Here is a 17809-nt window from a genome sequence, read left to right as displayed (position 1 = left end):
AAGGTGAGGATCCCCCCGTTTTGGTGCCAGCGCGGCCCTTCACGCCGCTGGTCCGCGCTGCGAGGATGAGCGCGAGTCCGCACCCACGGGCTCGCTGGTCCGCATTCAGCGGACTTCGGGGTTCGTACCCGCGAACTCCGGAAAGGCTCGGTCGCCCGGGCCGGAATACAGCCGGAAGTGCCCACTTCCGAAACCCGAAGGCTGATGATGAACGTCAAGCGATCTCTGCGCACCCGTTCCACCGACCCGGCGACCGGCCCTCGGGCCCTGCGCCTCCAGATGAGGAGGGCGAGGCAGCGGCTGATCAGTGCGCTCGCGATCGCCGGCCTCGTCGCGACCGGCGGTGCCGTGTTCGTGGCGGTCGCGCCGGCGCAGTCGGCGGCTGCCGCCACGTTGTCGAACGGCATCCAGACGTCGTTCGAGATCGACGGCAACACCGCGGGGGCGAACGACTGGATCGGCGTCGTCGGGTCGACGCCGAAGCCCGCGTACACCACGGCTTCGGGACATCAGTCGTCCGGCATCCTCCAGGCGCAGCGCACGGCGGACAGCGGGGCGACCTACGGCACGCCAGGCACGTGCGGCGCGTCGGAGACGCTGAGCGTGTTCCCCGGCGGTGCGAAGGTCGACGACGATCCGTGGAAGACGCTCATCAGCAACTCGGCGAACGCCAAGGGCGATGCCTGTACGGGTGGGTCGGCGTACGAGGTCGTCACCGTCAACGGCGTCGCTCACACGATCTTCTACGCCTACTGGACCCGCCTCTCGGGCAACGGCGACATGACGTCGTACGAGATCTTCCAGGGTCCGCAGGCCGGCCGCTCCGACGACTACCTCATCGAGTTCAACTACGATCCGGCCGGCAACCCGACCACGTCGGTTCGCGTGCTCTCGTGGGACGGCAACAGCTGGGAGCCGATCGGCAACCCGATCGTGTACCAGGCGGCCGTCGGCGGGAACACCGACACGAACACGAGCGGCACCGACGCCACGTTCGGCGAGATGGCCGTCGACCTCACCGCGTCCGGCCTGCTGCCGTCCGACGGCTCGTGCCGCTCGTTCCTCGATGCGGGCTTCATCACGCGCACCGGCAACAGCGACACGGCCACCCTCCAGGACATGCTCGTCTCGCAGAACCCCATCACGCTCTCGAACTGCGGCAACCTCGTCGTGAAGAAGATCGGCACCGCCGGGGGACCCGACGCGACGTTCAACTACACCGTCAACCGCACGGGCGGCGGCCTGGTGCACGACGGCACGCTGACCGGTCCGACCGACACGGTCGCCGGCAACAACGGCCTCGGCGCGGCGATCAAGATCGGCGACACCCACAACTGGGGCAACGTCTTCGCCGGCAACGACTACAAGCTCACCGAGGCGGCACCGCCGGCCCCGTGGGCGTTCAAGCAGACCTCGTGCTCGGTGACCAACCCGACGACGAACCAGGTCGAGTCGACGACCGACGGCAGCTTCAAGATGTACGTCGGCGCCACGACGACCTGCACCGTCGAGAACGTCACGTCGGGCGTCAAGATCACGAAGGTCGCGCAGGGCGATGCGGCCACGTTCGACTTCACGATCACCGGGCAGCAGGGCAACGTCCAGGTTCCCGGCAACTCGAGCTCGCAGGTGTTCTACTACACGCCGGGCTCGGTCGTCGACATCAAGGAGATCGCCGAGCCGGGCGACCCGAAGTGGAAGCTCCAGACGATCGCGTGCACCCCGCAGGGCGGCGCCTACCAGACCGATGTGCCGACCGCGTCCGCGTCGGTGCAGACCGTCGCCGGCCAGGTCATCGACTGCACGTTCACGAACCGCCAGGACGGTCAGATCAAGATCATCAAGAAGGTCCAGGGCGACAGCGGCGAGTTCGACTTCGAGGGCAACTGGACCGGCGGCTCGTCGTTCTCGCTGACCCCGGGTGAGAACGGCACCGCTGAGACGCTGTACGCGAGCGTCACGCCCGGTCAGTACAGCGTCAAGGAACTGACCCCGGCCCCCGAGTACGACGTGACCGCGCTCACCTGCGCCGGTGACGTCGCCGACGACACCTCGAGCGGCGACGTCGCGACCGGCGTCGGCACGATCGACCTCGACCCGGGCGAACTCGTCACCTGCACCTACACGAACACGCAGCGCGGCGACCTGACGGTCATCAAGCAGACCATTCCCGACGGCGCGACGCAGGTGTTCGACTTCACGGTCGAGGGTCAGCCGGACTTCTCGCTGCAGGACGACGCGCAGAAGGTGTTCGACAACATCAAGCCCGACACCTACACGCTCGAAGAGGTGAACCTGCCCGACGGCTGGAAGGTCGACAACATCTCGTGCGCGGTCGACGGCGGCGTTCCGTCGCAGACGACCTCGGCGACGCGCGACGTGGTGGTCGGCATCGGCCAGAGCGTCGTCTGCACCGTCACGAACGAGGCGACCAAGGGCAAGCTCGTCGTCGAGAAGCACGTCGAGAACGTGCCCGACGGCGTCGAGTGGGGCCCCTTCTCGCTGAGCCTCAGCGACGCCCCGGCGAGCGAGCAGAACCCGCAGACGGTCGACAGCGACGACCCGACCGCCGAGTGGGACAACCTGGTCGTGGGCAAGACCTACACGATCACCGAGACGGTGCCCGACGGGTGGACGCTCAAGAGCTTCACCTGCAACGTGACCGACCAGGACGGCGACGCGACCAACGCGTCGGTGACGTTCACGGTGACGCCCGGCCTCGTCGTCGAGTGCGACATCACGAACACGGCGAAGGCCGGCGAGGTGACGCTCGAGAAGACGGTGTCGGGGGTGGCCCCGGGCTTCGCATGGTCGTTCGACTTCACGATCGACCCGTCGGCCGGGGTGACGCCGTCGGCGACGCAGACCGTCTCGGGCACGGGCAACTCCACCGAGAGCATCACGTGGAAGAACCTCACGATCGGTGAGACGTACACGATCACCGAGACCGCGAAGCCCGGTTGGGAGTCGAGCCCGGTCGACTGCGGCATCGAGGATGCCGACCCGAACACGGCCGGCGACCAGTTCACGGTGACACCGGGATTCACCCTCACCTGCGAGGCGACGAACCGGGCCGTGCCCGCGACGGCGAAGGTCACCAAGACCGCGATCGGTGCGGCCGGCACCTTCACCTTCGTACTCGACCCGATCGCTCCCGACGGAGCGCCGATCGAGCAGTCGGTGAGCGTGGCCGCCGGCGGGTCGGACTCCACCACGTTCACGAACCTCGTGCCGGGCACGAAGTACTCGATCGCCGAGAAGGCACCCGGCGGCGGGTGGACGGCGGGCGCCCTCATCTGCAAGGTGAAGGCGGTCGGCTCCGACACGTGGACCGACATCGACGAGACCGGGTTCACGGTGCAGCCGGGCGACACGTTCGAATGCACCATCACGAACACGGCGAAGGCCACCATCGTGATCGTCAAGAACATCGACGGTGACGACGCGACGTTCAACTTCACCGGTGACTGGGCGGGGTCGGGTCCGTTCTCGATCTCGACCGACCAGGGCACCGGCTCGACGACGTACAACGACGTGCTTCCCGGCACCTACCACGTGACCGAGATCCTCACGAACGCGCACGTCGGCACCCTGCAGTGCGCCGACCCCGACCAGGGTTCGAGCGTCGACGGCCTCGTCGGCACGATCGACCTCGACCCGGGTGAGACCGTCGTCTGCACCTACTCGAACACGCAGCTCGGCAAGATCATCGTCGACAAGGTCGTGCCGGGTGTCGACTCGATCCCCGGTGGCGCGACGCAGGAGTTCGACTTCGAGTTCGGCGACGACTCGTTCGCACTGACCGACGGCGACGACCCCTGGGAGTCGGCGCTGCTCGTGCCCGGTGAGTACACCGTCGAGGAGCTCGCCGAGGCGAACTGGCACCTCACCGGTCTCCAGTGCACGATCGGCGAGGGCGACACGTCGACCGTCGAGTACGACGACGCGCTCGCGACCATCGACCTCGCCGCCGGCGACGTCGTGCACTGCACCTACACGAACGCGCCCGACACCGGCGACCTGACGGTGCGCAAGACCGTCGACGGCGTGCCCGACGGGTACGACTTCGAGTTCGAGATCTTCCTGACGCCCGGTGACCCGGCGTCGCAGACGGTGACCGACGAAGACCCGAGCGTCAGCTGGAGCGACCTCGAGGTCGGCCAGACCTACACCCTCACCGAGGGCGACGAGTCCGGCTGGAACGAGGGCGACTTCGTCTGCAACAGCGGCCAGCTCGAGGATGCCGACGCGAATGCCGACGGCTTCCAGTTCCTGGTGACGCCCGGCCTCTCGATCAGCTGCACGATCGAGAACGCCGCGGTGCCCGGCAAGGTGACGGTCGAGAAGAGCGTCTCGGGCGTGCCCGATGAGTTCGAGTGGTCGTTCCAGCTCGCGATCAGCCCGACCGCCGGCGTCGTGGGCGACAGCCCGCAGACCGTCAGCGGGACGGGCGACACGACCGACACCGCGACCTGGTCGAACCTCGCGATCGGCGAGCAGTACGTCATCACCGAGCTGCCCGTGCCCGACGGGTGGACGGGCGGCGAGATCACCTGCTCGGTCGGCGGCGACCTGCTGACCGACGAGAACGGCGACGACGCCGGCTTCGCCTTCACGGCGACGCCGGGCCTCGAGGTCGAGTGCGGGCTCACGAACAAGGTGATCCCGCCGACCGGCGTCATCACCAAGGAGCTCACGTCGATCGCCCAGGCGACCGACGGAACGTGGGACCTCGAGTACGAGGTGACAGTGACGAACCAGAGCCCGGTGGCTCCGCTGGTCTACGACCTGACCGACGAACCGCAGTTCGGCGCCGGCGTCGTGATCAACGACGCCGAGGCATCGGGCCCGGCCGACAGCTCGGCCGCGACGTGGAACCCGATCGGCGACCCGCCGAGCTTCGTGCTCGCCGACGACACCTCGGTGCCCGCATCGCAGACCGACACCTACGTGATCACGATCAATGCGACGGTGCCGGCCGAGGTCTACGAGACCGGTCAGGACCAGTGCCAGGAGGGCGACAACGGCGGATTCCGCAACACCGCCTGGCTCACCGTCGGCCACGGCGAGCCGCAGGAGGCCACCGACTGCGACGTTCCCGGCCGCACGACCGTCACCAAGACGCTCGTCGAGAGCACCGAGGAGAGCCCGAACCCGTCGCGCGACGCCGTCACCGGCGACTGGACGGTCCGGTACGAAGTGGTCGTCACGAACCTCAGTGACGTCCGCGACCAGTACTACGACCTGAACGACGACCTCGGCTTCCCCGCCGGTGTCGAGATCGTCTCGGCCACGGCGACGACCGACGCGCCCGACACGGGCTCCGTCGACGTCGCCGACTGGAACGGCGACACCGTGACCGCGCTCGCCGACGACGCCCCGATCGAGAAGTCGGCCGTGCACACCTACGAGATCACCGTGGTGGCCGACGTCGACGAGATCACGGACATCGATGAGGCGACGTGCGTCGAGTCGACGAGCGGCAAGGGCTTCTTCAACGCCGCGACGCTCGACAACGGCACGATCGTCACCGACGTCGATGACTGCGCCAACATCCCGGTCGGTCAGATCACGCTGGCCAAGCACGTCGACCTGAGCGCGTTCGAGGGCATCGACCTCAGCGACCTCGGGCTCGGCGACGGCCAGCTGCTCCTGGCTGCGAAGGACTGGTGGCTCAAGGCCGCAGGCAGCGCCCACACGCTGCAGGTGCTCGGCCAGGCGGGCACCGTGTTCACGGTTCCCACGGGCGACTACGGGCTCACCGAGCAGGTGACCGCCGAGGCATCCGCGCACCCGCTGCTGAAGTACTTCTTCGCGAAGCTGTGGAGCTGCACGATCGGCGACGGCGATCCCGTCGAAGGCGCAATCGCCACGGTCGAGGTGGGCAAGCTCACGAGCTGCGACATCACCAACAAGGCCGAGCTCGTCGACGTCGGCATCGAGAAGGCGTACGACCTCGGCGACGATCCCGACGGGTACATCGAGCAGGGCGACACCTTCGACTTCGTGCTGACGGTGACGAACCACTCGAGCATTCCGGTCGAGGGGCTCGACGTCACCGACGTGATCGACCCCGAGCTCGTGGTCGCCGGTGCGCCGACGTTCGAGGGCCCGGGCACCTGGGCGGAGACGGGCACGGCGGGCGACAACGAGTTCGCCGCCCACGGTGACGGGCCGTTCGCGCCGGGCGACGTGATCACGATCACGATCCCGGTGACGCTGCCCGCGGCGCCCGTCGAGACGCCCGACGCCGTCGGGCCGGACGACCCCGCCCCGACCGTCGAGCCGGTCGACCTCGACGACGTGCCGAACGAGGCGTGCGTGGCGATCACCGCCGGCGAGGGCGTCTTGCCCGACCTCATCGAGCGCAACAACTGCGACTCGGTCGAGGTGCCGAAGAAGGCGATCGACGCCGGCGCGTACGTGCGCTGCGTCGCCGATGTGCCGTGGCTCTACTTCGACATCGAGGTGTCCGACGGCGTCGAGCCGGGCGACATCACGGTGACCTGGACGAGTGCCGACGGCACGCTCACGAAGACGCAGACCGTCCCGTGGGACGAGCGCGACGGCAAGCTGCTCTGGCCGGGGGCCGCGGTCGACGAGAACGGCGTCCCGTACGAGTTCCCGGGCTGGCGTCCGATCACCGAGGAGGACCTCGCGAACCCGCCCACCCCGGGCACGAGGTTCGGCGACCTGATCCTCGACGAGACCGTGCCGACGTACCCGTGGCGCGACATGGAGAACCCCGCGACGATCACGTTCTCGATCAACCCGTCGCAGTCGGTCCTCGCGGTCTACCCGCAGGCCCTCCCGACGTGCGCGATCGACCGTGAGCCCGAGGTGAGCATCGTGAAGGAGGCGAGCGTCACCCAGGCGAAGCCGGGCACCGACTTCGAGTACACGCTCTCCGTCAGCGCGACCGGCACCGGCGCGGCCGACCCGGTGGAGATCTTCGACGAGATCCCGTCGGAGCTGCGGGTCGACGACATCACGACCGCCGGCTCGCCGACCTTCCCGCGCTGGGAGGACTGCGAGGTCACGGGTCAGGACAGCGACGGCTACGGCGGCCTGCTGCACTGCGACCTGCTCGGGGTGCTCGGGCCCGACTACCCGGAGGCGCCGGACATCGTGCTCGACGTGCACGTCGATCCCGACACGACGTCGACCGAGGTCGAGAACATCGGCGAGGTCTGCTGGCAGAACGCCGACGACACGTCCGAGGACCCGGCCGTGGTCTGCGACGACGACTCGGTGACGGTGACGATCCCGCAGCCCAAGCCCGCGATCGCCGAGACCGGCTTCGCCGGTCAGCCGTTCATCTGGGGCGCTGCCGGGCTCGTCATCCTGGGCGGCATGCTGGTCGCCGCGGGCGTGGTGATCCGTCGGCGCAAGCAGCACGGGGCACCGCAGGCATAGCTCCGCACTCACCTTCCGGGGGTCGGGCCAGTAGGCCCGGCCCCCGGTTGTCTTGTCCCCCGAGCAGAAGAATTCGAGTACCCCGCTTTCGGGTGACAAGAATTTCGTAAGTCCTGATCAGCGCGTAATCGAAACCTGTTCTGTCCCCCGTTTTGGTGCCAGCTGTACCCTGTTGTGTCCCCCGAATTCTCTGATTGACTCAGCGCAACTGCGCGACCTCCGAATGCCGCGGCATACCCGATCAGAAGGTTCGACGACCATGGACAGCTTGTTCGACCCGTTCCGCTCAGCCTCGAATCCCGACGGCCGTCGTGCGCGCCGCCGCCGCGCCGAGCGCCGGTCCCGATCGGTCCGCGCGACGATCGCGGCGATCACCGCGGGCGCCATGCTCGCGATCGGCCTGCCGACGATGGCGTTCGCCGCGGCCGGCGGCGTCGACGCGTCGGACGCCTCGTCGACGGCGTCGTCGCAGACGCCCGAGCAGCTCGCGGCGGACGCATCCGAATCGGAGCCGAGCGCGGGGGACGGCTCAGGCGAGGGGGCGGACGCCCGGGAGACGGGCTCGGATTCGGCCGCGACGCCGAGCGAGGCGCCCGCCGACGAGCCGACGACCGAGCAGCCGCCGGCCGAGCCCCAGTCCGGTGACGAGCCGCCCGCCGCCACGGAGACGCCCGACGTCGAGGCGCCCGAGGCGAGCGACCCGCCGAGCTCCGAGCCGAAGGCGACATCGGGCACCGACCCGCCGGCGGACCGGCAGCAGCAGGCGGCCGCGATCGCGCCGCTCGCGGCGTTCCCTGCGGACACGGCCGACTGCACGAGCAACTGCTCGGACCTGACGATGCGCATCGAGGTCGTCGGCGGGTCCGCGACGGCGGACGCCTGGACGCTGCACGCGATCCGCGCGAACGCCGCGCAGGACAACTACGACTTCGACGACGACGAGGAGCGCCCGGTACCGCGCAACTCGACGTACACGCTGTACGCCGACGGCGGCGCCGCCGGGTACTCGCTCACCGGGTTCGACTGCGACGTCAGCAGCCAGCAGGGTGCCGATCCGAGCTTCGACGCCGATGACCGCACGGTGACCTTCCCCAACTCCAACGGCCGCTGGGCCGACTGCACGTTCACGTTCACGCTCGTCGAGCCCGCCACCATCGCGGTCCGCGTCGGCGGCGACCGCACCGGCCCCGCGAGCGTCTCCGGACTCGCCGGCGTGCAGCTCGAACTGCGGGCCGACAGCGCAGGCACCCCCGGTGCGCTCATCGGCCAGCCGTGGTCGACCTGCACGTCGAACGCCTCGGGCGTCTGCACCTTCACCGTGCCGACCCCCGACGGCAGCCGCTACTGGGTCGTGCAGCGCGTCGCGCCGGACGACGTTCCGGCCGGCTGGTTCTCGAACGACACGCTCGCCATCGGTTCGACGCCCGGCTCGCAGGCGTACCGCTTCCGCACACCCGCCGTCGGCAGCGGTGACGACCTCGCCTCGAGCGCCGATTTCATGATCGCCTCGGGCAACGACAACAACCAGGCGTCGGGTGGCATCTGGCAGAACTCCCGCGTCAACCCGGTGGCTCCGCAGCAGTGCGGCATCGACGTCGCCCTCGTCATCGACCTGTCGGGCTCGGTGGCACCGTACGAGACGCAGCTGAAGAACGCCGCGAACGACTTCGTGGACGCGCTCACCGGCACCCCCTCGCAGATCGGCATCTACACGTTCAACAACGTCGCACCGGCCTCGGCCGGATCGAACCTGTCGATGACCCCCGTCTCGACGCCCGCCGGCGCCGAGACCGTCAAGGAGCACATCGACGACTTCGGCACCCCGACCGAGGCGACGAACTGGGATCGCGGCATCAGCCAGGTCGCCGCGAGCGGCATCGACTACGACCTCGCCGTCATCCTCACCGACGGCAACCCGACGGTGTACTCGAACGACGAGGGGCCGGGCAACCGCACGCGTTTCCGCGAGGTCGAGAACGGCGTGTTCTCCGCGAACGCGGTGAAGGCGCTCGGTATCCGCATGGTCGCGGTCGGCGTCGGCGACGGCATCGACGGCTCGCCCGACAACCTCGTCGCGATCTCCGGCCCCGATGCGGGCTCCGACTACTTCCAGACCGAGAACTACGAGGCGGCAGGCGAGACCCTGCGCGAGCTCGCGCTCGGCGACTGCGAAGGGTCGGTCTCCGTCGTCAAGCAGGTGGTCGACGAGGGAACGACCGGTGAGCAGAAGACCGGTGCGATCCCGACAGCGGGCTGGGAGTTCGCGGTCGACTCGAACGACCCCGAGATCACGCCCGCGACGCAGAGCGGCACGACGCAGGACGGCACCGGCGCGGTCAACTTCCCGCTCGAGTTCGACAACGCGTCGTCGGCGGGGTCGGTGACCGTCACCGAGTCGCAGCAGTCCGGCTACTCGCTCGTCACGACCGGCGGCAAGAACGCGGTCTGCACCGAGGTCGAGTCGGGTGACCCGGTCGCCGTCGTGAACGACGGTGCGGTCGGCTTCACGATCGACGTCGGCCCGACCGTCGCCGTCACCTGCACGGTCTGGAACCGCCCGCCCGAGCCGCAGGCCGACGTCCGGATCGACAAGATGTGGATCGTGAACGGGCAGACCTTCACCAACGGCAACCAGCCCGCCGGACTCACCGCGCAGCTGAAGCTCGACGGCGCGAACAAGCCGTTCGGGGTCGTGCAGACGGGATACACCGCGGGCGACGAAGTCTCGATCTCCGAGACGACCGGCGTCGGCGACCGCGACCTGTGTCGCGTGACGAAGAGCACGGTCACGCTCGCGAACGGTGAGGTCGTCGACGAGACGCTGCCGTTCTCGCCGACCCTCGAATCCGGCGGCAACACGTTCACGCTCACGAACGTCGTCACCTGCACCGCGGAGCTCACGCTCGTGAAGAGCGTCGCGAACGGCGACGCGCAGCCGGCCGACTGGACGCTCGACGCCGTCGCCCCCGTCGGCGCGCTCGCCGGCCCGAACGGCACGAGCGGTGCGACCGCACCGGTCACCCCGGCGGTGCGCTATCCCCTTACCGAGGACGGCGATCCGCGGTACGTCCAGACGATCCTTCCGGGCGGCATCCCGACCCCGCCCGCGACCGGCAGCTGGAACTGCGTGCAGGTCGACGAGGAGGGAACCACGATCCCCGGGTTCGCCGACGGGATCAACGGCGGCGTCACCGTGCCCCTCGGCTTCCGGGTCAGGTGCACCGCGGTCAACCAGACGGCGTCGCTGACGCTCGTCAAGAACGTCGTCAACGATCTCGACATCGACGCCGACCCCGCCGACTGGACCCTGGTCGCGACGCCCGAGGCGCCGGCGCCCGCCGGCCTGGACCCCGTCGAGGCGACCTCGGGCGACACGGTCTTCGTGCGCCCCGGCCAGACCTACACGATCTCCGAGACCGGCGGCCCCGACGGCTGGGAGCAGACGTCGATCATGTGCCGCACGACGCCGAACGGCCAGTTCGTCGAGACGAACGAGATCACGGTGGCGGCCCTCGGGCAGGGCACGTGCGTCGTGCACAACGACCCGATCGCCCCGACGCTCGAACTCACGAAGATCGTGACCGGTGATGTCGCGCCCGCGGACGGCTGGACGCTCAGCGCGAGCCGTTCCGACGACCACCAGGTCGTGGCCCAGGGCCCGGGTGGCACGGGTGGCCCGGTCACCGTGCCGGCGGGCGTCGCGTTCGAACTCGCCGAGACCACCGACCTCGCGGACGCCGACCAGTTCGCCGCCGGCGTCTGGAGCTGTTCGCTGAACGACGGGCCGGGCGTTCCCGGTGCGGCCGTGCCCGCCCTCGGCGCCGGCGACGAGGTGTCGTGCACGGTCACGAACACGCTGAAGCCGATCACCCCGTCGATCACGAAGACGGCGGCGGTGCCCGTGCCGAACGCCGACGGCAGCTGGACCGTCACGTACGACGTCGTGGTGACGAACCCGAGCGCCTTCCAGCCGCTCGGCTACATCCTCTCCGACGAGCTGCACTTCGGCTCCGACGTCACGGTGAACAGTGCCAGCTACCAGCGCGTGCTGCCGCTGCCGGCCGGGTCGAGCCAGCCGTGGACGGTCGCGTTCGACCAGATCCAGCCGTTCGACGGCGAGCCCGCGCTCGCCGCGGGCACCTCGCACACCTGGCGGGTGACCGTGAACGCGACCGTCGACGACGGCGCCGACTTCGACGGCACGACCGCTCCCGCGTGCGATGAGCTCGAGCCGGGCACCGTCGGCTTCCTCAACACGGCGACGATGTACGTCGGACAGACCCCGTACGAGGCATCCGACTGCGCCCTGCCGGTGAAGCCGACGATCGCCAAGACCGGCGGCACGGCGGTCGACAACGGCGACGGGACGTGGACCCTGCCGTACACCATCACCGTCACGAACCCGTCGGCCACGACGAGCGTCGTCTACGACCTCGTCGACGAGCTCGACCTGCCGGCCGGCGCGGTCCCGACGGGTCCCGCGACGGTGGTCGCACAGCCCGTGCCGACCGTGGCCTCGTGGACGGGCTTCGCGCCGAACACCCTGCTCGCCGACGACGTGACGCTGCCGGGCACGGCCGGCCTCGACGAGCACGTCTACGAGGTGCAGGTCGTCGTGGAGATCGGCGCCGACCAGGCGGGCTTCCGCTGCCCGGGCGACGGCGGCCTCGACAACACCGCCACGCTCGAGTCCGGCAACCAGACCGACGGTGCCACGGGGTGCGTGACCCTCACGCCGCCGACCATGGCGATCGACAAGCAGGTCGCCGCCGGCTCGGTGGCCCAGCACTCCGACGGCCTCTGGAGCATCGCCTACGACCTGGTCGTGACGAACACCGGCGCGGCCGGCGGCACCTACTCGCTCGCCGACGCGCTGAGGTTCGGCGCGGGCGTCGACCTCTCGGCGGCCTCCTACGCCATCACGAAGGACGGCTCTCCGTTCCCGAGCGCGTGGGCCGGATCGGGCGCGATCGCGAGCGACGTCTACCTCGCGGCGGGCGACCCCGATCCGAAGCACACGTACCGGATCACCGTGACGGGCATCGCGCTCGACGGGCCCGCGCTGACGGACGCGCAGGCGCTCTGCCCGCGGGATGGCGCGAACGGCGCGTTCAACAACCTCGCGACGCTGACCGCCGGTGGGGCGATCCTCACCGACACCGCCTGCGACGCGCCGAGCGCGCCGACGGTCGAGAAGACGGGGGCGACGGCGGCGCAGCAGCCGGATGCCTCGTGGAACGTGAGCTACACCGTCACGGTCGACAATTCGGCCCCGGGCGCCAAGCCCGCCCACTACTCGCTGGCCGACACGCCCGCCTACCCGGGCGGCGTCGCCTTCAACACCGTGAGCATCAACGGCGGTCCCGCACAGCCGTACGCGGGCGGTGCGATCACCCTCGCGACGGACGCCCCGATCCTCGGCGGCGACCTGGCGGTCTACACCCTCGTGTTCAACGTCGACGCGCCGGCCGGCGCGGTGACGGCCGACGACCGGCAGTGCACCGAGAACGGCACACCGGGCAGGGGCTTCCTGAACACGGCGACGGTCACGAGCGGGGCGATCACCGACTCCGACTGGGACTGCACGCCCGTGCGGGAGGGCGGTCGCCCGACGATCGCGAAGTCGGACCCGACGGTGACGCAGGCCGGAGACGGCACGTGGACCGCGGTCTACGAGATCACGGTGACCGGCAACCCCGACTACGTGTCGACCTACACGCTCGACGACACGCTGCACGTCGGCGGCGCGATCGACATCGAGTCGGCCACGTGGTCGGGCGGGGGCGACGACGGCACCTGGGGCGCCGACCCGCAGACCGGCGACACCGCGACGATCGTCGGTCCGACGCCGAAGCCGATCGCCGAGGGGGCCACCCACACCTACACGGTGACGGTCACGGCGAAGGCGGACGAGGCGGCGTTCGCCGACCCGACGACCACGACCTGCGCGCCGACCGAGGAGTCGCCGAACGTCGGCTTCCTCAACCGGGCGACGCTCACGTCGGGCGGCGTGCCGCAGTCGGACGACGGCTGCGCCGTGCCGGCCCGGCCGGTGATCGCGAAGACCCCGATCGGCAGCGAGGCCGTGAAGTCGGGAGACCACTGGGAGGTGTCGTACGAGCTCACGGTGACGAACTCGAGCGCTACGCAGGGGCTCGTCTACGATCTCGCCGACACCCCCGACTTCGCCGGCGGCGTCACGATCACCGACCGCTCGGTCGAGAGCACCGACGTCACGGTCGACCCCGACTGGAACGGAGCCGACCCGGCCACCGACGTGATCGCCCTGGACCAGGCGCTCGCCGGGGGAGCGATGCACACCTACACGGTGACCGTCTCGTTCACGGTCGACGCCGACGCCGAGGGTCCGGCGCTCCGCTGCGGCGGCGACGACGGCCAGGGCCTCCTCAACCGGGCGGTCGTCACCTCGGGCGGCGAGTGGAGCGATGACGGCTGCGTCGACGTTCCCGTCGTCGTCATCGTCGACAAGGCCTGGGTCATCGACGGCGGCGATCCGATCGCCTGGGACGGCGACGACCTGCCCGCAGGGTTCGGCGCTCAGGGTCAGCTCGACGGCTCCGACGTCGACTGGGGTGCCGAGAGCGGTCCGTATGCGATCGGCGACGAGGTCGCGATCGGCGAGACCGACGTGGTCGTCCCGATCGGGTGCGAGATCGTCGACGCGGTCTCGAACGGCACGGGCGAACACCGGCTGGATGCCTCGGTGTCGACGTTCCTCGTCACGAACGAAGTCGAGTGCGTGCAGACGGTGAACCTCGAGAAGCACGTGGTGAACGCCCACGGCGGCGACGCGGTCGCGTCCGACTGGACGGTCTCGGCGACCGGCCCGGACGACGGATTCGGCGGCCCGGCCACGGCGAGCGGGGCGGTCGACCTCGACGTCGCGTACACGCTCGGCGAGGTGTCGCCCGCCTGGGAGGACGGCGTCGACTACGAGGTCTCTGCCACGTGGAGCTGCAGCTCGGAGCAGGGCGATGACGCGTTCACGCTCGTCTCCGACGACGGCGCGGCGACGGCGCAGCTGACCGTCGACGAGCTCGGCGCCACCGTCGACTGCGTGATCGAGAACACCGACATCGCACCCACCCTCACGCTCGTGAAGGACGTCGCGCCCGATTCGGTCGAGGCGGAGTTCCCGCCGACGCTGTGGACGGTCTCCGCCACCGAGGAGGGCGAGTCCGCGATCGTCGCCGGCGCGGGCACCGCCACCGGTGAGGTCGAGGCGAACGTCGACTACGTGCTGGGCGAGCTCGCGAGCGACTTCGACGGCGCCGACGAGTTCGACGCCGGCGCATGGAGCTGCGACGCAACGGGCGTCCTCGACGACGACACCGTGAACCTCGAACCGGGCGACGACGTCACCTGCACGATCGTGAACACGGCGCAGCCCGCGGAGTACTCCCTCGACAAGCAGGTCATCGGCGTCGAACAACTCGACGACGGCACCTGGAGCATCGAGTACCGGGTCACGGTGTTCAACGAGAGCCACGTGTCGGCCGTCACGTACGACCTGGTCGACTCGCTCGCCGGGTTCGGCGATGGCATCGACATCGATGAGGCCGTGTGGACCGGACCGGACGGTGCCGAGGGCGAATGGGAGGACCCGGCCGGCGAGCCCGTCGAGGAGCTCGCGAACGACGTGGTCCTGCCCGCCTCGGCGGGGAGCCACGAGTACGTCGTGACCGTGCAGGCGACCGTCGCCGCCGATGCGGTGTGGGACGACCCGGCGACCGAGGAGGTCGAGGGATCGACGAGCTGCGTGCCGGGCGAGCAGGGCGGCTTCGCGAACACCGCCGTGCTCACCGTGGCCGGGGTGCCGTCGGGTGCCGACGCCTGCGACGAGCCCGGCCGCACCACGGCGACGAAGGTCGCGCACCCGGCGACGAGCCTCGGACTCGGCGACTGGGAGGTGACCTACGACATCACCGTCGGCACGGTCGGCGATCACGATCTCGTCTACGACCTCGACGACGCGCTCGCCTTCCCCGACGGCGTGACCATCGAGTCGGCGACCGCCGAGGATCCCGACGGCGATGAGGTGGCGGGGTGGAACGGGCAGGACGCCACGACCCTCGCGACCGCGCAGCCGATCACCGCGGGCGACACGCACGTGTGGACCGTCACGGTGCGCGCGAACGTCGCGTCGATCACCTCGATCGACCTCGCGACGTGCGAGGCGAGCGAGACCGGCGGCGGGTTCCTGAACACCGCCGAGCTGCGGAACGGCACGCTCGTCACCGAGCTCGAAGGCTGCACGGAGATTCCGGTCGGCAAGCTGAAGCTGTCGAAGACCGTCGACAACTCGGCGCTCCTCGACCTCGGGATCGATCCCTCCGAGCTGCTCGTCGCCGCCGACTGGAACCTCAGCGGCGACTCCGGATCGCTCCTCGCGCAGTTCCTGAACGGCGGCGGCGTCGAGCTCGTCGTGCCGACCGGTTCGTACCTGCTCGCCGAGCAGCTGGCCGCCACGCATGCGGGCAACCCCTTCGCCGCCTACTACCACCCCGATGCCTGGCTCTGCGGCGACGCCGCGGTCACGCACGCGCTGGTGGCGACCGGCGGCACCACGGCGTGCACCCTGAACAACGTCGCCGACTCGCTCGACGTCGGCATCGGGAAGGACGTCCTGCTGCCCGAGGGGACGACGGCCGTCCAGGCCGGCGACGCCTTCGAGTACACCCTGACCGTGACGAACCACGGCACGCTCGACGCGCCGGGGCTCGAGGTCGGCGACGTGCTGCCCGACGACCTGATCGTCACCGGAGCGGCGACCTTCGAAGCCGCCGATTCGCCGGCGCAGCCGGGAACGTGGGCGCAGACCTCGGGCGTCACCGAGAACGCGTTCGCGGCGACCTATACGGGGACGTACCCGGCCGGTGCGGTGACGACGATCACCATCCCGGTGCAGGTGGCCGTGCCCGCGCCGCTGCCGCCGGTTCCGCCGGTCGGACCCGACGACCCGGCACCCGAGCTGCCGACCGTCGACCTCGGAGACATCCACAACGAGGCGTGCGTGGCGATCGTCGCAGGCCAGGAGCCCGAGCTCGCCCGGGTCATGCCCGTGGCCGAGGACGGGGTCATCCCCGACATGGTGCCCGAGAACGACTGCGACGACGTCGACGTGCCGACCAAGGCGATCGACTCGGCGGCGTACACCCGCTGCGTCAACGACGTGCCGTACCTCTATTACGACGTCGCGATCTCCGACGACGTCGAGCCCGGTCCGATCACGGTGACCTGGACACCCGATCCGAGCGTCTACCCCGACGCCGAGCCGATCGTCACCGAGATCCCGTGGAGCGAGCGCGCGGGGCGCCTGCTCTGGCCGTACGGTGTCGTGGACGACGACGGCATTTCGATCGGGTGGCCCGGGTGGCGCCTCGTGGAGGAGGGCGACGTCGTCGGCGAGAACGGCATCGTCGCCGGGTGGGAGAACATGGTCAAGGACTCGAAGCTCGAGAGCTACGCGTTCGCGGACCAGGTGAACCCGATGACGATCACCTTCTCGGTCAACCCGAGCGAGTCGATCCTCGCGGTCTACCCGCAGGCGACGCCCGCGTGCGAGGTCGTGCGCGATCCGTCGGTCGAGATCGTGAAGACGGCGAGCGTCGACGAGGTGAAGCCGGGCGGCGCGTTCGACTACACCCTCTCGGTGACCAACTCGGGCCTCGGCGCGATCGAGAACATGGAGCTCTTCGACGAGATCCCGTCCGACCTGAAGGTCACGGCCATCACGACCGACGAGGCGCCCGCGTTCCCGCGCTGGGACGACTGCGCGGTGAACGACGCGGATGCCGACGGCTACGGCGGCACGCTGCACTGCGTGCTCACCGGCATGATCGGAGGAACCGAGCCGGATGCCCCGGACGTCGTGCTCTCCGTGGTGCTCGATCCCGAGTCGAGCGTCGGTCGCGTCGACAACACCGGCGAGGTCTGCTGGAACGACCCCGACGATGCACCGGTCGAACCGGAGGCCGAGGACGACGCGACGGGCGGAGACGGTGTCGCCCCGACCTCGGCGGTCGATCCCGAGCTTCCCGTGCTGTGCGACGACTCGACCGTCACGGTCACCGTCGTGACGGACCCGTCGCCGACCCCGAACCCGACCCCGGGCATCGCGTCGACCGGGTTCGCAGGGAGCCCCTTCCTGTGGGGAGCTGCCGGGCTGCTGCTGACCGGCGCGCTGCTGGTCGCGGTGACGATCGTCCGTCGCCGCCGGCCGGGGGAGCGGCGCACCGAGTAGCACCCGACGGAACGGCCGCCGCCGCCCGAAGCCCCCCAGCTCGGGCGGCGGCGACCCGACAGGTCGGAGGTCGGCGCAGCGGGTGCGTCGACGCGAACGGGGCCGGTCGCCATCGGCGACCGGCCCCGT

General features: G+C 70.1%; 2 protein-coding genes. Both read left to right on the top strand.

Annotated features, from left to right (window positions below):
- Positions 1–207 precede the first annotated feature (207 nt).
- Positions 208–7416 (top strand): collagen binding domain-containing protein, encoded by a 7209-nt coding sequence (locus ACFWGP_RS14210; RefSeq protein WP_376931188.1) that lies wholly within the window; start codon positions 208–210, stop codon positions 7414–7416.
- Positions 7417–7675: 259 nt separating this feature from the next.
- Complete coding sequence (locus ACFWGP_RS14205) at positions 7676–17680, top strand: hypothetical protein (RefSeq protein ID WP_376931187.1); 10005 nt, start codon at positions 7676–7678, stop codon at positions 17678–17680.
- Positions 17681–17809 lie beyond the last annotated feature (129 nt).

It is taken from the genome of Agromyces sp. NPDC127015, from assembly GCF_042725165.1.
In the GTDB taxonomy this organism is placed as follows: domain Bacteria; phylum Actinomycetota; class Actinomycetes; order Actinomycetales; family Microbacteriaceae; genus Agromyces; species Agromyces chromiiresistens.
The sequence above is the reverse complement of the archived record's forward strand: the minus strand, read 5'-3'. Positions and strand labels throughout refer to the sequence as shown.